This window comes from Nostoc sp. EspVER01 (assembly GCF_034530635.1).
In the GTDB taxonomy this organism is placed as follows: Bacteria; Cyanobacteriota; Cyanobacteriia; order Cyanobacteriales; family Nostocaceae; genus Nostoc.
This window is the reverse complement of sequence record NZ_JAVRCS010000009.1, coordinates 103,995-122,882: the sequence shown is the minus strand read 5'-3', so window position 1 is coordinate 122,882 and position 18,888 is coordinate 103,995. Positions and strand designations below refer to the sequence as shown.

Below are 18,888 nucleotides of genomic sequence, written 5' to 3'. Positions count from 1 at the left end.
TGCAAACTTCTACCTAGATTTAGCTCTCAAAGTCGTTATAACTTATGACTTCGCCTTCGTCGTTAGTTACTGGTTGACATTTCAAATCTGCGATTACCCTCCTCAGTCGGAAGATTTCACGTTGATGCTTGTCAATCAGAGCCAGGCATTCATTAATCTTGTGAGCGATATATTCCACTGAGTAGTTCATGATCTATGACCTCTTGCAGGCTAAACAAAATCTACCTGCTCTCAGTATAGGCAGTTTAAACGTCTAGTGTCATATAAACAATGATGTTATTTTCCCGAACCTCTAGTTGAGGGTCATATTGCGTTATATTTATTTGTGGCCCCAAATATATTCAAAATCCCTATCAGGGATTGAAAATAGTGACATATCTACATAGGGGTCAGCTTATTTTTGCAAACAAATCCCTATCAGGGTTGTTTAGCCGGAGTTACTCTCTGGCTTTTTTAATGTCTTTTCTGATAACTCCATTACTAGAGCATCAAAATAATGTCATTACAATTTCATTTGAGAAACATGATTTCCTAATGTGTCTATGCACTTGAAAGTAAAAACCTGATTTACAATTACAAATAAGAGTATGGCACAAAATATCTTTAAGTGCAAGTACATTTTGTAAATGCCCAGAAAAAAAGAAACGATTACACTGTCAATTCCGCCAGGAACCAAGGAACAATTAGAAGCGATCGCCCTTCGTCTCAACATATATTGGGGCAAAGACCCCAGTATATCGGGCTTAATAGTGGCGATCGCACAACAATCTGTAGAGGTTGGAAAGCCTCTCACCCTTGACTCAAACCAAGTTAACGCTTTGCACAAAGCTATCAAAGCCCTGAGTGATGCAGGTCAGATAGGGGAAGCTCAAACTGTACTTACACTTTTGCTGGAGCGTAGTAATCTTGAAGCTCCCTTGCGTCAATCGCTGATGAAACAACTGAGTCAACCTGCTCCTGCATGGCGAATTCAAATTGAAGAGTTAATCAAGAGACAACAGCCTTTCTACCTTGTTTATCAAAACTCTCAAGGTGATGAACTAGCATATACAGTTCGCTATGCTGAAGTTCGTTTCTTTGAGAGACGTTTTTACTTAATGATTTGGTGTGAAGAAACTCAAGATGTAGAAAACGATATTCCTGATTTACCAGAACTATGGCACAATCGGTGCTTGCGTCTAGACCGCATCGAATCAATGGCAACTATACCCGCCAGTGGAAATTGGCGTGGAGAACTAGGTTATCTAGAAGTGTACTTGCATTTTCGCCAAGGCTTAGTTAAAGCCTATCAACCTAAAGAAGATGACATTAAAGATGAAGTTATTGGAGATGTTCGCCAAGTCGTGCGGAGAGTAGTTAATGATTTTTGGTTGATTCGAGAAGTATCGCGGTATTGGGAAGATTGCGTGATTGTATCACCTGAGAGTCTGCGCGATCGCCTTAAACAAAAACTCCTCACCCTCTGCCAGTTATACGATATCGAAACCAGGAGTTGAGTCTTGACGAGGAGAGGGAAGCGGAAAAACTTTTGATTGCTGGAAGGGGAGTAACATTCAAAGCCTCTCTCCTAAGAGAAGAGAGGTTTGACTGTATTGCACCCAAACGAGAACCGCTATATTATGTTCCGGGACGAGAGCGAATATGATCGGGTATATGATGGCGATCGCCTAATATTTCTAACAAGGGGCCATTAACGTCAAATTTAACCATACTTACCGACGCGACCAAAATATTCACCCGATAGCGATAGCGTCCCAAATCAATCCCCAGTAAACTGCAAAGCATAATCCGAATCGTAGCTTTATGAGAAACTACTAAAACATTACCTTGTGGATGTTTTTCTTGAATTTCAGCAATTACAGGCATAGAACGGTTAGCGATATCTACCGCAGTTTCTCCACCTAGTGGTGCATTCCAAGCTGGCTCTGTCACCCATTTTACATAGTTTTCTGCGTAATTCTCTTGGGCAAACGATTTACTCTTAGTTTCCCATTCGCCGTAACTACCTTCTCTAAGTCCGTCACGCAACTGCATATCCATACCGATAGCATCACAAAATGGCTTGGCAGTTGCAATTGCGCGCTTCATCGGGCTAACATAAACCCCTTCCCACTTCAATTGTTGATAAATATCCGCAAAAGCGGATGCCATCTGCATCCCCTCTGTTGTCAACTCCGCATCAGTTTCACCGCAGAAATTACCACTTTGACTAAAGGTAGTTTCTCCATGTCGCAGTAAATATAAATTGAGTGTCATAGCTTGTATGCGATTGGGATAAAGGAGTTTGTGCAAAAATAAACTACCATCATCTCGCAATCGAGTCTGTGACACCAGGACAAAGTAATCAACCAAAAAAGTTAATCAACCACAATCCGCATCCCTTATCGTAAAATCTGGTCAATCATTCTATTGGCTTGCGAATCGTAACTACCCCCAAATAAATTGAAGTGATTCAAAATGTGATACAGGTTATAAAGTGTTTTTCTCTGCTCATAGGCTAAATCTAACGGAAACACCTCGTTGTAACCTTTATAAAATGCTGCTGGGAACCCACCAAATAATTCTGTCATGGCGATATCAACTTCGCGATCGCCAAAATAAGTTGCTGGATCAAATATCACTGGTTCCCCCGATGCAGTACACCCAGCATTTCCACCCCATAAATCGCCGTGTACTAACGAAGGTTGCACCTGATGATTTGCCAATAGTTCCGGGATAGCTGTTAGTAACTTGTCTTGCTGGGGAAAATTACCTCCCCGCCGCCTTGCCAACTGAAATTGATAACCTAGGCGATGTTTAATATAAAATTCTGTCCAGTCTGCTGTCCAAGTATTGATTTGCGGCGTGGAACCAATAGTATTGTTAATTTTCCAACCAAAACCTTGACTGCTGCTGGCTTTGTGCATCGCTGCTAACTTGCGTCCCATTTCTAACCACGAATTGCTGTTACCGCTACCAAGTTCCAACCATTCCAGGACGATGTAGCTAGAATTATCAGTAGTACCCCAGCAAATTGGTTTGGGGACGCGAATACTAGCTGTTGCTAGCATTTCCTTTAAACCCAACGCCTCAGCTTCAAACATTGCAACTTGGGATGCAAGGTTTTGTTTGACGAAGTAGGTTATCTCACCATTAGAGACAGCATAACCTTGGTTGATGCACCCGCCACCAACCGATCGCCTTTGCTGACTTTGAAATTTTTCGCCAGTCACTTGGCTAATATGGGTGTCGATTTGAGTCCACATTATGCAATTTTAGATTTTGGATTTTAGATTAATAACTGAGCATTTGGTAATGGTTATTAATTATCTTCACCATGCCCAATGCCCTGGCTGGTTCCTAGCCTAGAGGCTGGGAACCAATTATAGGAGGCTCCGCCTCCAATACCTTGACAAGAGGCAGAGCCTATTTTAAATACATTCCCAGCCTGGAGGCTGGGAACAAGACGACACAAGACCTGAGCTTTCTTAGTGCCATTCGCCCATGCCCTATTCCTAATTTTTAATTTATGGTTTGACAAAAACTACACCATAAGCACTAGGAGATAGATACTTTTTGGCCGCTTGCATCAAGTCTGTTGCATCTTGGCTTTGAATGATCGCTGGGTAGTTAAAGGCGGGTTCCAAATCTCCTACCAAAGACTGATAATAACCATACAACCCAGAGCGATCGCTTGGTGTTTCGTTGCCAAATATAAATCTGTTAGCTACTCGCTGCCCTATACGGGCAATTTCTGATTCTGTTACCAACTCTGTTTGTAGTTTGCTAATGTGTTGAGCGATCGCATCCTCTACAACTGGTAAATTTTCTACTGCACATTTGGCTGAAATATAAAATATCCCTTGTAGCTCGTTGCTCATGTTGCTCACAGAAATCGAAGAAACTAATCCCCGTTCCTCCCGTAAATCCCTCACTAGTCTTGATGTTCGTCCGTGTCCCAAAATTCCGGCTAAAACATCCAATCCATAGGTACGATCTAAGTGCATCATTCCTGGAACCCGCCAAACCATTACTAGTCTTGCTTGTTGCAGACTTTCATCGATAAATTCTTGACGAACAATTTCTGTAAATGGTGATTCAGGATTCAGTGACGAGTGGGCAGAGACGCGATTAATCGCGTCTGTAGTGGGCAATGGAGAGTTGGGAGTAACTTTTTTAAATCCTTCCGCAACTGTTGCAATTAACTCTTCTACGGGCAAATTGCCCACAGCTACAGCAGTAATTGACTGCGGTTGATACCAATTAGCATGAAAATCTCGCATCTGCTGGGGTTTTAGTCCGGCAATCACCGATTCTGGCCCCAATACTGCACGGCGATAGGGTAGACGATCGAAGGCTGTCTCCATCGCCCGCCGATATGTACGTCGCTGGGGATTATCCTCTGAACGCCTAATTTCTTCTAAAACTACCAATCGTTCACGTTCAAAGGCATCATCAGGAATACTCGCATTCGATACTACATCTATTTGTAGTGGCGCAAGCTCGGCAAAGTCTTTGGGGGCAGTAGTTATATAGTAATGAGTATAGTCTTGGCTAGTAGCGGCATTGGTGACAGCACCCCGTTCTTCAATTCGACGTTCAAACTCGCCGCTAGCTAGTCGTTCTGTTCCTTTAAAAATCATGTGTTCTAAAAAGTGAGCCATGCCGTTGATGGCATCAGGTTCGACAGCAGAGCCAACTTTTATCCATAAGTTGAGGTTTACGGCTTCAACTGGCATTTGCTCGGCAATGATTGTCAAACCATTGGGCAACTTGTGCAGCGTCGGAGCATTGAGACGGGGAAATTTCCGCAGGGTTGAGGTCATTGCTACTTGTGTGTGAGGAGCATGTTACTCTCTTATCTTATCTGCGACTATAAAATAAGCACTGCGATCGCTTCTCTACAAAAAAAGAAGCGATCGCATTAGCAAGAGACACAAAAAAGACTTGACAGGGCATCTGCCTTAAGTTGACGCTAATAGCGAGAAGCCCACCTCACAAGAAGTAGCTGAGTATTTTTTTATTATATTAATGCAATACCCAGTTTCCTATCTGTCATATCTGTCGTTTCTATTATCTCTGTCATATCTATCGTTTCTGTCATATCTATCGTTACTATTATCTCTGTCATATCTGTCGTTCCTATTATCTCTGTCATATCTGTCGTTTCTGCGATTGCCAACTGAAAACTCAGCTCGGCAACCATTTTTCACCCAAATACGATTTCTCCGATAGCCCCAATTTCCTCTACAACTGGTGTTAGATAATTGCCTAACAAACCTGACTCTGCCTCTTGTATTTACCGAACAAGTATTTCTTCGATTATTCTGGCTTGAACAAGTTATTGTCTCTTGAGCTGAAGCTGGGGCAGCAATACTCAAAAGTGTACCTATACTAAGATTAGCAACCAGAAAGGTTGCAGCAATTGTGGGAATGCGCATAATCATAATAAAATGCTAGATTTCTTCCAGATTTCAATATGTAGTAATTCTAGCAAACTGCATTCAGAGCCAATGAATAAATCAGATTAAATGCAAAGAATATTTGCACTCTGAACTTTATCAAATACAACAGGTTCTATCAAGCAATTAACCATTGTAAGGGTTTTAATTGAGCTTTTTTAAATGTTCAATTTTGTAACAAGCCTACTTCCATTGGCGTATTTTTGCCTATTTTCTGTAATGCACTTGCTTTGGTACGCCGATTTTTCTAGGCTGGGACTCATATTTAATTTTTTAAATATACGTAGGTGAGCCAGTGCGTTGCGGAGGTTCCCGACGCTCGTGACGCTTGATGACTCGCTAACGCTGCGCTATCGCCTTGGCGTCTCCCTTTGGGAGATGACTCGCTAACACTGAACTATCCGTTGTAGCAACTGGCGTTGCGTTATTATGGCGTAGCGTAACACACCATTCCGAATTTTAGGTGCGTTACGCTACGCCATAACACACTCTACTGGCGTGTCTAGACTAAATTGCAAACTCTTGGGGGATGGGCTTCTAGCCCGTCCTAATTGGCGGGCAAGATGCCCGCCCCACAAGAAAATTTATTGCAACATTTTAGTCTTGTCACGCCACTACACATACTACTGCAACGGTAAGGCGTAATGGTAAAACTCTTCATTCTTAATGTAATCTCGCGCTTCATAGAGTTTTTGCGCGGTTATGTTAGAAATTTGAGTCGCTAAAATTACTCGAACGGCTCCACTCTCTTTTGCATATTTTTCCGCAACACTCATCAATAACTTTGCAATTCCTTTGCGGCGATACGACTCTTCCACATACAAATCGTTCAATATCCATACTCGTTTCATCGACACTGAAGAAAAGCTGGGATAAAGCTGAGTAAATCCAACTAATTCCCCATTGTCATTAGCTGCAAACATTACCGAGTCATTATTCTGGAAACGTTCTTTGAGAAACTCTTTAGCAGCTTCAAGGTTTGATGGCTGATTGTAAAAAATACGATACCGATCAAATAGTACTGAAACACTTTCAATATGATTAATATTAGCTAAAAAAACTTCCATATTTATGAAAATGGAGAAAAAGAACATTTAGAGTCTTTAAAGACTCCATTGGAATACAGTTCAGCAATTGATGAAAGGCAAAGGGAGCATAATAAACATAACAGAAGAGTTAGAGATGAACTGAGCTATAAAGGCTTACTTTAACTTTCTGTGCTCCCCTTGCGCTTTGTTAAGACTTTGGTTTATAAGTTGAAGCAACGTGTAATTCTTTCAACTGTTTAGCATCTACACTCGAAGGCGCATCTGTTAACAAACAACGTGCTTGTTGTGTCTTCGGAAAAGCAATGACATCCCGAATTGATTCTTCTCCAGCTAGCAACATTACCAAACGATCTAAACCGTAGGCGATGCCACCATGCGGCGGTGTACCATATTCAAATGCTTCTAAGAGAAAGCCAAATTTACTTTGTGCTTCTTCAGGAGATAAACCGATGGCTTCAAACACCTGCTGTTGAATTTCTCGCTGATAAATCCGCAGACTTCCACCGCCAACTTCTACCCCATTGAGTATTAAGTCATAAGCTTGGGCGCGTGCAGTTTTTAAGTCGCTCAAATCATCAGGATGTGGTGCTGTAAACGGGTGGTGCAGTGCTTCTAGACGTTTTTCGTCAGCATTCCACTCGAACATCGGGAAATCTGTAATCCACAGCAAGTTGATTTTTTCTGGATCGATTAGGTTAAATTCTCTAGCGATCGCTTGTCGTAATCTATCTAAAGTTTTATTAACTGTAGCAGCTTCCCCTGCCCCAAACAATAGCAAATGTCCAGCTTTAGCACCTGTGCGGCGTAAAATTTCTTGTTTTTGTTCTTCGCTTAAGTTGTCTTTAATTGCCCCAATGGTGTCAATTTCGCCATCATCCCTGACGCGGATAAAAGCTAAACCTTTAGCACCGGCTTCGCTGGCTTCTTTAAATAAATCGCCACCTGGTTTAATGCGGACATTAGAAATTACATCGTTACCGTTGGGAATGGGCAGGATTTTGACTATACCACCATTGGTAACAGTGTCACGAAAGACTTTGAAACCAGAGTCTTTCACGATATCTGAGACATCAACTAATTCCAAACCATAGCGTGTATCTGGTTTATCACTACCGTAGCGTTCCATCCCCTCAGCATAAGTGAGACGCGGGAAAGGGCGCTGTAACTCAATGCCTTTAACTGTCTTGTAGATATGGCAAACTAAATTCTCATTTAGTTCGATAATTTCTTCTTGGGACATGAAGCTCATTTCCATGTCCAACTGGGTGAATTCTGGTTGTCTGTCAGCGCGTAAGTCTTCGTCACGAAAGCAACGCGCAATCTGATAATATCTATCTAAGCCGGATACCATCAGCAATTGTTTAAATAGCTGGGGTGATTGCGGCAAAGCATACCACTCACCAGGATTGACGCGACTGGGTAGAACATAATCCCGCGCTCCTTCTGGGGTAGAACGGGTAAGGATTGGGGTTTCGACTTCGATAAAACCTTCCAAATCTTCTAAATAACGACGCATGGCTTTGACAATTTGATGACGCAGTTGCAAATTTTGCGCCATGCGTTCGCGTCGCAAATCCAAATAACGATATTTCAGCCGTAAGTCTTCCCGCACTGTTTCGGTGTCAGCTACAGAAACTTGGAAAGGTAACTGTTTGCGAACAGCATTGAGTAGTTCAATTTTATCGGCGTAGATTTCTACCTCGCCTGTGGGGATGCGGGTATTCAACGATTCTTCGGGACGTTGTGTTACTCTACCAGTGATTTCGACAACATATTCATTTCGCAGGGCGTTCGCATATTCGTAAGAATCTGGGGTGCGTTGCGGATCGCTGACGATTTGGACAATTCCAGAGCGATCGCGTAAATCTAAAAATATCACACCACCATGATCGCGGCGACGGTCTACCCATCCGTAAAAGGTAACAGTTTCTCCAATATGTTCTTTTCGGAGTTCGCCGCAATAGTGAGTTCGCATAAGTCTTAGTTATTGTTTCCGGGCTAGATTGGCAAGAAAATGTCAAAGCCTTCCCATTATCTAGCATCAATAGTAATTGTAGTAGTTCTGGTGAAAGAAAAAATCAAATAATCTCACACTATATATACAGCATCTTTCATGTATTTGAACCACACACAATACTTGTTGGGTTTTGGGGGAAAGGGAAAAGGGTAAAGGGGAAAAAACCTTACCTGTCGTAGGGGCGCAAGGCCTTGCGCCCCTACCCCGTGGTCTATGGTTGAGGACGGTTTTCTTGAGGAGAGGCTCCGGCATTGCCAGGAGGATGAGGTGGAACACCTAACGCCGCTTTTAACTGGGCTTCTGTAACTCCTAATTTTGTTGCTGCGGTTGCAAAATCAGGTCTGGGTGGGCGTTGACTGCGATCGCCTGGATTTGGCGGATTGGCTGGAACTCCTAACGCCGCTTTTAACTGTGCTTCTGTAACTCCTAACTTTGTCGCTGCGGCTTTAAAATCAGGTCTGGGTGGACGCTGATTGCGATCGCCTGGATTTGGCCGATTTGCTGGGACTCCTAACGCCGCTTTTAACTGTGCTTCTGTAACTCCTAACTTTGTCGCTGCGGCTTTAAAATCAGGTCTGGGTGGACGCTGATTGCGATCGCCTGGATTTGGCCGATTTGCTGGAACTCCTAGCGCCGCCTTTAACTGGGCTTCTGTAACTCCTAACTTTGTCGCTGCGGCTGCAAAATCAGGTCTGGGTGGACGCGGCCGTTCGTTTGATGGTTCGTTGGGCGGTTGTTGCGCTTGTGCAATTCGATCGAATTGATTAGCAGCATTTGCTTGATTGAGTGAAATAAAACCAAATGTGCCAACCAGAACAGGAATCGCTGTCGCTACTAGTACTCTACGAATATTCATCATTAAATCTCCAAAGGTTTATATTTCTAATTAAGTCTTCTCAAAATAACAGTTTGCCCTGTTTCTAAATTACAGTTTTGTAATTTAGAAACAACAATACTCTGACGAGATCGCCGCTGAGGGCGAGGTGAAATGCAAGGGTGCATCAATTAACGGTTATTGCGTTCTACCCGGTTTGGAACTGCTTCTTGATTATGAGCTTGGGGACGTTGGGGAGTACGCTTTTTCTCATGTGGACGGGGTTTAGAATGTCTGATTTGTGGTTTTTTCTCAGATATTTCTGGTTTGTTGGGCTGTTGTGAAATCTCGGCGTTCCGATGAGGTGGATTAGCGGCATTTGCCTGATGAGGTGCAACAAAACCAAATGTACCAATCAAAAAAGGAATCGCTACTACGGCTAAGACTCGACGAATATTCATAAAAATCAACCTTCAAAAACTAGTAGTCTGCCAACCTAAAAATGTTAGGTGGAGGTTGGGTAAAGGTTAAAGGAAAAAGGGTAAGGGATAAAAAACCTTTCCCCTTTCCCCCTTCCCCTTTACCCCGCTTGCGTTGCCTTGGCGTACTACTAGGGTGTTCATATTTCTAATTGAGCCACCTCAAAATTACAGCTTTCCTATTTTCTAAATTACAGTTTTGTAATTTGAATAAAAAATAATGAATTTAGAATAGAAGAATATATGAATTAATAAAAAATTGTGAACGTTCTGTTTGTTGAAGATGAAGCGAAAATTGCTAACTTTGTCAGGGCTGGATTAAAGGAGCAGGGATTTGTTGTAGACTACTGCGATAACGGTGATGATGGATATCTGCGGGCATTAGACAACGAATATGATGCGATCGTACTCGACATTATGATGCCGGGAAAAGATGGACTATCGATTCTAAAACTATTACGGCGGCAAGGTCGGAATGCTCCGGTGATTTTGTTGACGGCTCGGAATGAATTAGACGATCGCTTGCAAGGGCTAAATTTGGGAGCGGATGACTATATTGCTAAACCGTTTTTTGTGGAAGAGTTAGCAGCTAGAATTCATGCAGTTGTGCGCCGGAGTGTGAGCGAGCGCCAAAATCTACTTTGCGTTGGGCCGATCAAACTTGATCGCATCACTAGGGAAGTAACTTGCAATCACCAAGCCATAGAACTCACTAGCCGCGAGTTTAATCTTCTGGAATATCTTATGCGCTCTCCCGGACGGGTTTTCACTCGTACCCAAATTTTGGAACACGTTTGGGGCTACGACTTTAACCCCAACACCAATGTTGTGGATGTTTGTATCCAGCGAATTCGTAAAAAGATTGATCCCCTTGATCAAGCAGTCTGGATTGAAAGTATTCGAGGGGTTGGATATCGATTTCGCAAGCCAGATTCTTCATCATGAAACTCCCTTCCTTTCGACTCCGCATTGCTCTGTTGTCTGCGGCTCTAGCTGGCAGCACATTAGTCGGATTTGGCGCGGTTTCCTGGTTTCAGATTTACAATGCTAAGATTAGCCGCCTGGATGCAGAACTATTAAATCACTTGATGCGGGCAACTCCGAACTTCCCTCCACGAGAGGAACCTCCCATTGGCGCAGCCTTTCCCAGAAGAGAAAACTCGCGCGAGCGATCGCGATGGCAGTTTTACGAAGATTCCTTATCTTATGCTTTCGGAACCAATACAAAAACCCCTGTCGCCCTGGTGGTGCTGGACGCAAATAACAACATCCTTTATCAATCCAACTCCCTATCTGCCGATCTTGAGGTGAATCGTCTGTTGCTGAAGCGTCTCCAATTTACGCCTCTACCACCGTCCCCGAAGAGAGAACCACCACCTTTACCCTCCAATACAAATCCATCCTTCGAGCGGCCACCACTAATTCGTCCACGCCCACCTCAATTTATCACCGAGGAGACAACAACAGCAGTCTGGCGCATTGGGGCAGCTAAATTTCCCAATGCTCAGATTGCCATTGCCGTTAGCTTGCAAGCCGTAGATCAAGAAATGGCTAGCATTCGCAATATCTTCCTGGTTTCAATTCCGGGAGCGCTGCTGCTGGTTGCTGTGGGAGCATGGTTAGTTTCTGGCGGTGCTTTACGTCCCATCCGGCAATTAACGGGCGTAATTCAACAGGTAACTGTCAAAGGGCTAGATCAGCGCATTCCCATTGGGACAACTGATGTTGAATTTGTCGAACTGATTCAAGTGTTTAACCTAATGTTGTCACGCTTGGAACGTAGTTTTACCCAAGCTTCCCGCTTTAGTGGTGACGCGGCTCATGAACTAAAAACCCCACTGACTATTTTGCAAGGTGAACTAGAACGAACACTCCAACAGGTCGATCCTGGTAGTGAAGTACAACAGCGCTTAAGCAATTTGTTAGATGAGGTGCGCCGCCTGAGTGGAATTATGCGAAAACTTTTGCTGCTATCTCTAGCAGATGCCGGAAAAATGAGCTTATATCTGGTTGACGTGGATATGTCTGAGTTGCTGATGGAGATGCTAGAAGATGTGGAAATGCTAGCTCCCCAGTTGACAGTGCAAACTGACTTTACTGATGGGTTGTGGGTAAAAGGCGATCGCGATCTTTTAATTCAAGTTTTGCAAAACCTATTTAGTAATGCAATTAAATATAATCTCGCCAACGGCTGGATACAGATTCGCGCTCATCAAACTCCAACAACTCTCTACGTCACCATTGTCAATGCATCAAAAGATATTCCCCTAAGCGATGCCTACGGCGCACGTGAACGTGAACGCGAGCGCATTTTTGACCGATTTTATCGCGGCGATCCCTCACGTAACCGCAAGATAGAAGGAATCGGACTAGGACTGAGCCTAGCCCGAGAAATTGCCAGGGCACATCGTGGCGACCTTACTCTTGACTCAACATCTTCTGGTCAAACAGGGTTCACCCTCACCTTACCGATGAAGTAATCCCTCTTTCAAGAAACAAGGCAGGAGGCAGAAGGCAGAAGGGAAGAGGATTTGACTTATTTCTTCAGGAGTTTTTTTTTGATTTATTTAAAGCTAGGACTTACGCAAAACATCTCTTAAACTCTGATTTCTCCGTGTCCTCTGCGCCTCTGCGGTTCGTTATTGTGTAACTCGCGCGTAAGTCCTAAAAGCGATCGCCTGGCACTTGCATTGATTAATTCAAAGCATCAGCGATCTTAATCCCAAGGTGCTGCAATGCTTTTTCTTTGACAAATTCAGCGGCACTACGAGCTGATTCCGCCAAAATAGTATCGGTGTTTGGAGTCAACTTCAGCGCTCCTCCCAGATATCCCAAAGCTTTGCAATAATCATCAGTCAAGTTGGTAGATGCCAGTCTCTTTACAGTTTGATAATCCCCACCCTGAAAAGCTGTTAACGCTTTGTGGTGTAAATCATTTTCTGGCTTTCCTAGTACTTCAAGAATTGCGCTCACAGCTTTCTCGACTTTTTCTTGTGTTAGTTCTGTGGATACTGTTGCTTGCATATTTATCTATCTCCTTTTGTTCATGAATTTGCAAGTTGTCGATAGCGTTCTTGAACTTCCTGAATCGAAAACAAAGTTTCAAACTTCAATCCCGCTGACTGGTACAACTCACCTCCCCCTTGTTGTCGATCTACCAGTGAAATTACTTGATTTACGGTATAACCTGCATCTTTAAGACGCTCAACCGCTTTTAGAGCAGATTGCCCAGTTGTGACTACATCTTCCAAAACTACTACTTTTGCACCCTCTGGTAAACTGGGGCCTTCTATATAAGCTCTTGTCCCATAACCCTTGGCTTCCTTGCGAATAATCAGCGCTGGGATTGGGCGGTTTTCATAAACAGAAACTATACTCACTGCTGTCACAATTGGATCGGCTCCCATTGTTAAACCACCTACAGCCTGTGTATCTACAGGTAATAAAGGAAATAGTAATCGTCCGACTGCTAAAGCGCCTTGAGGATGGAGTGTTACCTGTGTCTTATTGACGTAATAAGAACTACGCAGCCCAGAAGATAGGAGAAAATCACCCTCTTGATAAGCAAGTTGGCAAAATAAATCTAGTAACTTGTGGCGTAAAGTGGTCAAATCAGAAGTGGTTGCCCAAATATCTGAGTGGGTAAGAGTTTCAGTAGGATACGTCATTACAAAACATTAAAAGTTGTGCTACACCAAAGGTTGAACTCATCAGAGTTCTGAACTTCAGCATAAATTAAGATTCGCCCAAAGCAAAAGTTGAGGAGTCAGAAACGTGCGTATAAAATTTAAAACCCTTGGTGGTTTATTGGTGCTGCTTGCTGCTGGTATTGCTTTTCCCTCTATTGCATCTGCCCAAACGGCAACACCCAATTCTGAAACGATGAATGATGTATTTGAACGAGCTTATTTTCGTCATGATCGCAATTTCTACGAAAATGGCGGCCTCAAGCGTCAGCTAGACTCATTTCTCGGATCTGGTTCTAGTTTCGGTGGTTCCTTTCCAGAAAATGAAATTGCCCGCGACGCTAATTTGATTAATACTTTATATCATGATGCCCTGACTCAGCAAGTTGGCAACGATCCTTATATTCGTACTCCTGATTTACCAAATCCTTATGACACATCGCTGATGATGTCTCCTCGCTATAGCAACAAACTCAAAGTAGGAACTGAATTCAGGTTTGAAACTTTACCATCTCGTTAAGATTGGGGAGTAGGGAATGGGGAGCAGGGGAGAATGATTACTAACCAACACTTCAGCAATATTCAATATAAGTGCCCATGCCCAATGCCCCATGCCCTCTATGGCTACTTTGTGATGATTCAGTGCGCCCTGCTGGAATCGAACCAGCCTGAAGACGAATTATGAGTTCGTTGCCTCCCCAATCGGCCAAAGGCGCTTGTTTTTTTGGTTTGTGGGTTGCTACGAGCAAATTACTTAAACTCTTAGCTCAACCTTATTTACTAATTTTAGAGCGAGAAAAATACTTTACGCACTGAGTTTAGCCAATTCCATGAATATAGCACAAATTTACCACGTGTGAATACTGGACAATAGTTTATTAGATTTTTATACTACATAATTTGATCATAGATATAGTGCAAACTAATATTGATTAAGTTCCTTTAAGGATTGAGGTCAAAAGCTTCACTATTCTTAAATAGACCAGCATTCTATTGTGATAGCTTGTCAGCGATGAAAATAAATTCTACTGTACTTCTTACTTTGATTTTGTTAATTCTGATGATGGGAGCCGGCTCTGTGAGCGCGTTTTTAGGCTTTGAACTGGGGAGTTCAGCACTTAAAGGCGTGACTACACCAGATGGGCGTCCCACAACCAAATTTGCCAGCAATAAGGCAAATAACTCCCAACAGGGAGGGCTGGTGCTATTAAAAGAAGAAGAAATTCTGAAAATTGTCAAGGCGCGAATTGAGGGTAAGACCAAAGCCGCTAAATCGGAAAAGCCAGAAGAAGATGATGAAGAAACCAATAGCAGCAAGCAGAAGCCAGAGGAAAAACCCCCAGAAGTAGTTGAAGAAAAGCCCTTACCAGGTTTTCCAGTTACAGCCCAAAGTCAGGGTGTAACAATGACTGTGCAATCTGCTCGCTACTCTGGTGGTGATTTACTACTGAAAGTGAAAATGCAGAACAAAGGTAAGGATTCTGTGCGCTTCCTGTATAGTTTTTTAGATGTTACCGATGACAAAGGACGAACCCTGAGTGCAAGTACAGAGGGTTTACCAACAGAATTGCCTGTAAATGGGCCAGCATTTTCAGGTACAGTGAGCATTCCGACAGCTTTACTTGATGATGTCAAGAAAATATCACTTGCTCTCACTGATTATCCCGCTCAACAATTGAAGCTAGAGGCATCGAATATTCCTGTAGAAAGGTAGAAAGGGCATTGGGCATTGGGATTAGGGAAGAGGTGACAGGTGATAGGGAATAATCTTTACCCTGTAACCTATACCCTTTCTAACTCCCCAATCCCCCTAAATGGAGGGCGTGAGTTTTACACGAGCTTTGGCGGTGAGTGGTTTTCCTAATTTAAGTTTGATAGAAGTGGCGCTGCGGTTGTTATCAGTGCTACTACTGATTGCCATAAATGCCTTTTTTGTGACGGCGGAATTTTCGATGGTGAGCGTGCGGCGATCGCGTATTCACCAGCTAGTTAAGGCTGGGGATATTCCAGCGATCGCTGTAGAAATGTTACAACGCAGTATTGACCGACTGCTATCTACCACCCAGTTAGGCATTACCCTCTCTAGTTTGGCACTGGGATGGATTGGCGAAAGTACGATTGTTGTGCTGGTGAATGCCTGGTTAAGATCCTGGCCTTTACCCAGCGGGATGACTAACTTCCTCGCCCATTCCCTATCAATTCCTATCGCCTTTTTCTTAATTGCCTATTTGCAAATTGTGATTGGAGAATTATGCCCCAAATCCTTAGCCATGCTGTACTCAGAACAGCTAGCGAGGTTTTTGGGGCCTCCGGTAAAAGCGATCGTGCGTTTTTTTGGCCCCTTTATCTGGATTCTTAACCAATCAACTCGTTTTTTATTACGAATTTTTGGCATCCAATACACAGGTCAAGGCTGGCGACCGCCTGTAACTCCCGAAGAATTGCAACTGATCATCTCTACAGAATGGGGATCTACTGGTTTACAGCGTGCAGAGCGAGAATTGCTCAATAATGTCTTCGAGTTTGGGGATGTCATGGCGCAAGATGTGATGATCCCGCGCACCAGTATTATCACACTGCCAAAAGATGCTAGCTTCCAGACATTACTCAGGGAAATGGCTTCTACTGGTTACTCTCGCTATCCCGTGATTGGTGAATCTTTAGACGATGTTCGCGGTATTGTTTATTTTAAAGATTTGGCACAACCTTTGGCAGTCGGAAAGCTCAGTTTAGAGACACAGATCCAACCTTGGATGCGTCCCGCCCGGTTTGTTCCAGAACACACGCCCTTGAGTGAACTTTTGCCCATGATGCAGCAAGAGAAACCCGCTATGGTCATGGTAGTGAATGAATTTGGCGGTACTGTGGGACTAGTGACAATCAAAGATGTCATTGCCGAAATTATTGGCGATCCCAGCGACCTTGAAAGCAGTGAAGACTTACTGATTCAGATGTTAGGTGAGCAAAAATTTTTGGTGCAAGCACAAATCAACCTCGAAGACCTCAACGAAGTTTTGCATCTCAATTTGCCCCTGACCAGAGAATACCAAACACTAGGGGGATTTTTGCTGTATGAGTTACAGAAAATTCCGGACAAAGGCGAAATATTTTGTTATCAAAATCTCGAATTCACCGTGGTATCGATTGTTGGGCCACGCCTGCATCAAATTCAACTGCGGCGGTTAGAGGAGTTAGGAGTTGAGAGTTAGGAGTTATGAATTTTAACTCCTCACTCCTAACTCCTAACTTTTCAAGAAGCATACGCCACAGGATCGACAAGTCCCAATTCGGCAAAAGCTGCTAGCCGTAAGCGACAAGAATCACACACACCACAGGCGACATCTCCACCTGCATAGCAAGACCAAGTTAGTTCCCAAGGAACTCCCAATTGGTTCCCCAGTTGGATGATTTCGGTTTTTTTCAGGTTGATTAGGGGTGCAACAATCTTAATTGGTTGTCCCTCACGCCCTTGTTTAGTTCCTAGGCGAAAAACTTCCTGCATTGCTTGGATATAGTCGGGGCGACAATCAGGATATCCTGAGTAATCTAGGGCATTAACGCCGATATAGACACGCTTTGCTGCGATCGCTTCGGCAAAACCAAGAGCAAAGCTTAAAAAGATGGTATTACGAGCCGGAACGTATGTGACAGGAATATTTTGAGACATTTCATCTAGCGATCGCTCCTGGGGTAAATCAATGGCATTATCAGTAAGGGCCGAACCGCCCCATTGTCGTAAGTCAAAGTTTACTACCTGATGTTTTGCGATCGCAGCTTTTTGAGCAACACTGAGTGCTGACTGTAACTCTCGTCGATGTCGCTGCTGGTAATCAAAGGAAATAGCATGACATTCACAGCCATCAGCTTGAGCTTTGTACAGAATTGTGGAAGAGTCCAATCCCCCAGATAACAAAATTACAGCTTTCATCTCGGTTGCAAATTTTGGATTTCAAATTACTGCATCAAACCTTAACAAAATGCCAGAAAGCAATGCAAAGGAGAATTTATACTTAGGTCTTACTGAAAGTTTTAAAGTTAATAAAAATACATATATTTTTGTAGAAACTGCAAAATCCAAAGCAAACTCGAAATATCTATACAAAAGATATTTGGATTACGGGAACCGATCACAAACTTTGAAATTCTTCATAAACATAGGCTCTATGTTACCATCTGGATGGTTTTAGACGGATCGTAACCGGCTTTCGAGTATAAACGCCAACGGCCGTAGCGTCTCTAAATTTGGTGGTTGAGGAGAGAATAATAGTGCAAAATAGCATGTCAGTGGCAGAACCGAATCTATATACACAGCGCAACCAGCCACGACCAATCCGCATAGGCGTGATTGGAGTGGGTAACATGGGACAACACCACGCTCGCGTGCTGAGTTCAATGAAAGATGTTGAACTAGTCGGAGTGGCAGATATTAACGTCGAGCGAGGATTAGAAACTGCCAGCAAGTACAAGGTGCGTTTTTTTGAAGATTACTGCGATCTGCTACCCCTTGTGGAAGCAGTTTGTGTAGCTGTTCCCACCCGTCTGCACTATGCCGTGGGTATCAACTGTCTGTTAGCGGGAATTCATGTTTTGATTGAAAAACCGATCGCAGCCAGCATTTCTGAGGCAGAGTCTTTAGTAAATGCCGCAGCTGAGTCTGGGTGTATCCTGCAAGTAGGTCATATTGAGCGTTTTAACCCAGCTTTTAAAGAACTGAGCCAAGTTCTAAAAACAGAGGAATTACTGGCGCTAGAAGCCCACAGAATGAGTCCTTACTCAGATCGGGCAAACGATGTTTCAGTTGTGCTGGATTTAATGATCCATGACATCGACCTACTTTTAGAATTAGCTGCTTCCCCAGTCACAAAATTGACTGCTAGCGGTACTCGCTCCTTGGATTCTGGTTATTTAGATTACGTAACCGCCACCTTGGGGTTTGCCAATGGTATTGTTGCTACTCTGACTGCTAGTAAAGTCACCCATCGAAAAATTCGCCGGATTGTCGCCCATTGCAAAAATTCATTTACTGAGGCAGATTTTCTCAAAAATGAAATTTTGATTCACCGCCAAACGGCTGCCAATTCTCTCACTGACCACCGACAAGTACTTTACAGGCAAGATGGTGTAATTGAAAAAGTTTACACCAGCAATATTCAACCACTAAGTGCAGAGTTAGAACATTTTGTCAACTGTGTACACGGTGGCAATCAACCCTCAGTAGGTGGTGAACAAGCTCTCAAAGCCCTGAGACTCGCAAGTTTAATTGAGCAGATGGCTCTGGAAGATCGAGTTTGGAATCCCTTAGACTGGCAATCGGAACCAAGGGTACAATCTTTGACTCCCACAGTCTAGAAGAAGGGACGAGGGGGATGAGGGGGACAAGGTGAAATTTTCTCCTTTCTCTC

Annotated in this window: 19 protein-coding genes, 1 tRNA gene and 1 pseudogene; 7 read left to right on the top strand and 14 right to left on the bottom strand. The window is 43.4% G+C overall.

Annotated features, from left to right (window positions below; translation table 11 throughout):
* Nucleotides 1-19 precede the first annotated feature (19 nt).
* The gene (locus RMX69_RS10450; RefSeq protein ID WP_322637418.1) at nucleotides 20-190 is read right to left on the bottom strand and encodes a hypothetical protein; all 171 of its coding nucleotides are present in this window, start codon (nucleotides 188-190) and stop codon (nucleotides 20-22) included.
* A 436-nt stretch (nucleotides 191-626) separates the two neighbouring features.
* Here RMX69_RS10450 and RMX69_RS10445 point away from each other — a divergent pair, with 436 nt between their 5' ends.
* On the top strand, nucleotides 627-1,496 hold the full coding sequence (locus RMX69_RS10445; protein WP_322637417.1) for a helix-turn-helix transcriptional regulator: 870 nt from the start codon (nucleotides 627-629) through the stop codon (nucleotides 1,494-1,496).
* Nucleotides 1,497-1,617: 121 nt separating this feature from the next.
* On the opposite strand, the gene RMX69_RS10440 is transcribed toward RMX69_RS10445, so the two are convergent.
* The 9 genes and pseudogenes from RMX69_RS10440 to RMX69_RS10405 all read right to left on the bottom strand — a co-directional run bounded on the left by RMX69_RS10440 (nucleotide 1,618) and on the right by RMX69_RS10405 (nucleotide 9,782).
* Nucleotides 1,618-2,256, bottom strand: a complete 639-nt coding sequence (locus tag RMX69_RS10440; protein WP_322637473.1) for a histidine phosphatase family protein — start codon at nucleotides 2,254-2,256, stop codon at nucleotides 1,618-1,620.
* 125 nt (nucleotides 2,257-2,381) lie between these two features.
* A complete protein-coding gene (locus tag RMX69_RS10435; protein ID WP_322637416.1) occupies nucleotides 2,382-3,245 on the bottom strand; it encodes a fructosamine kinase family protein in 864 nt (287 codons plus the stop codon).
* A 261-nt stretch (nucleotides 3,246-3,506) separates the two neighbouring features.
* Complete coding sequence (locus tag RMX69_RS10430; RefSeq protein ID WP_322637415.1) at nucleotides 3,507-4,805, bottom strand: pitrilysin family protein; 1,299 nt, start codon at nucleotides 4,803-4,805, stop codon at nucleotides 3,507-3,509.
* A 197-nt stretch (nucleotides 4,806-5,002) separates the two neighbouring features.
* The gene (locus RMX69_RS10425) at nucleotides 5,003-5,185 is read right to left on the bottom strand and encodes a hypothetical protein (RefSeq protein ID WP_289796218.1); all 183 of its coding nucleotides are present in this window, start codon (nucleotides 5,183-5,185) and stop codon (nucleotides 5,003-5,005) included.
* Nucleotides 5,186-5,189: 4 nt separating this feature from the next.
* A pseudogene (locus tag RMX69_RS29425) lies at nucleotides 5,190-5,420 on the bottom strand (DUF3011 domain-containing protein); the annotation flags it as partial.
* Nucleotides 5,421-6,064: 644 nt separating this feature from the next.
* A complete protein-coding gene (locus RMX69_RS10420; protein WP_289796219.1) occupies nucleotides 6,065-6,508 on the bottom strand; it encodes a GNAT family N-acetyltransferase in 444 nt (147 codons plus the stop codon).
* A gap of 169 nt (nucleotides 6,509-6,677) precedes the next feature.
* Entirely contained in the window at nucleotides 6,678-8,465 is a 1,788-nt protein-coding gene (gene aspS / locus RMX69_RS10415; protein WP_322637414.1) for an aspartate--tRNA ligase, read from the bottom strand.
* A 253-nt stretch (nucleotides 8,466-8,718) separates the two neighbouring features.
* Nucleotides 8,719-9,366: a hypothetical protein gene (locus tag RMX69_RS10410; RefSeq protein WP_322637413.1), complete on the bottom strand. Its 648-nt coding sequence runs from the start codon at nucleotides 9,364-9,366 to the stop codon at nucleotides 8,719-8,721.
* Between the two features lie 146 nt (nucleotides 9,367-9,512).
* A complete protein-coding gene (locus tag RMX69_RS10405; protein WP_289796222.1) occupies nucleotides 9,513-9,782 on the bottom strand; it encodes a hypothetical protein in 270 nt (89 codons plus the stop codon).
* Between the two features lie 279 nt (nucleotides 9,783-10,061).
* Here RMX69_RS10405 and RMX69_RS10400 point away from each other — a divergent pair, with 279 nt between their 5' ends.
* Entirely contained in the window at nucleotides 10,062-10,745 is a 684-nt protein-coding gene (locus RMX69_RS10400; protein ID WP_322637412.1) for a response regulator transcription factor, read from the top strand.
* Nucleotides 10,742-12,280, top strand: coding sequence for an ATP-binding protein (locus tag RMX69_RS10395; protein ID WP_322637411.1), 1,539 nt, complete (start codon nucleotides 10,742-10,744; stop codon nucleotides 12,278-12,280). Before RMX69_RS10400 ends, RMX69_RS10395 begins: the two co-directional genes overlap by 4 nt.
* A 214-nt stretch (nucleotides 12,281-12,494) precedes the next feature.
* On the opposite strand, the gene RMX69_RS10390 is transcribed toward RMX69_RS10395, so the two are convergent.
* Together RMX69_RS10390 and pyrE are read right to left on the bottom strand one after the other, a co-directional pair.
* Entirely contained in the window at nucleotides 12,495-12,824 is a 330-nt protein-coding gene (locus tag RMX69_RS10390; RefSeq protein ID WP_322637410.1) for a hypothetical protein, read from the bottom strand.
* 20 nt (nucleotides 12,825-12,844) lie between these two features.
* Entirely contained in the window at nucleotides 12,845-13,468 is a 624-nt protein-coding gene (gene pyrE, locus RMX69_RS10385; RefSeq protein ID WP_094347288.1) for an orotate phosphoribosyltransferase, read from the bottom strand.
* A 106-nt stretch (nucleotides 13,469-13,574) separates the two neighbouring features.
* Between pyrE and RMX69_RS10380 the strand changes: the two genes are divergently transcribed.
* On the top strand, nucleotides 13,575-14,006 hold the full coding sequence (locus RMX69_RS10380; RefSeq protein WP_289796227.1) for a hypothetical protein: 432 nt from the start codon (nucleotides 13,575-13,577) through the stop codon (nucleotides 14,004-14,006).
* 123 nt (nucleotides 14,007-14,129) lie between these two features.
* Here RMX69_RS10380 and RMX69_RS10375 read toward each other — a convergent pair.
* Nucleotides 14,130-14,202, bottom strand: a tRNA-Ile gene (locus tag RMX69_RS10375).
* Between the two features lie 296 nt (nucleotides 14,203-14,498).
* On the opposite strand from RMX69_RS10375, the gene RMX69_RS10370 reads away from it, so the two are divergent.
* Entirely contained in the window at nucleotides 14,499-15,200 is a 702-nt protein-coding gene (locus RMX69_RS10370) for a hypothetical protein (RefSeq protein WP_099102321.1), read from the top strand.
* Nucleotides 15,201-15,300: 100 nt separating this feature from the next.
* Complete coding sequence (locus tag RMX69_RS10365; protein ID WP_322637409.1) at nucleotides 15,301-16,695, top strand: hemolysin family protein; 1,395 nt, start codon at nucleotides 15,301-15,303, stop codon at nucleotides 16,693-16,695.
* 41 nt (nucleotides 16,696-16,736) lie between these two features.
* Here RMX69_RS10365 and queC read toward each other — a convergent pair whose 3' ends face one another.
* On the bottom strand, nucleotides 16,737-17,414 hold the full coding sequence (gene queC, locus RMX69_RS10360) for a 7-cyano-7-deazaguanine synthase QueC (protein ID WP_322637408.1): 678 nt from the start codon (nucleotides 17,412-17,414) through the stop codon (nucleotides 16,737-16,739).
* Nucleotides 17,415-17,752: 338 nt separating this feature from the next.
* Between queC and RMX69_RS10355 the strand changes: the two genes are divergently transcribed.
* Nucleotides 17,753-18,835, top strand: a complete 1,083-nt coding sequence (locus RMX69_RS10355) for a Gfo/Idh/MocA family protein (protein ID WP_289796231.1) — start codon at nucleotides 17,753-17,755, stop codon at nucleotides 18,833-18,835.
* The last annotated feature ends 53 nt before the right edge of the window (nucleotides 18,836-18,888 follow it).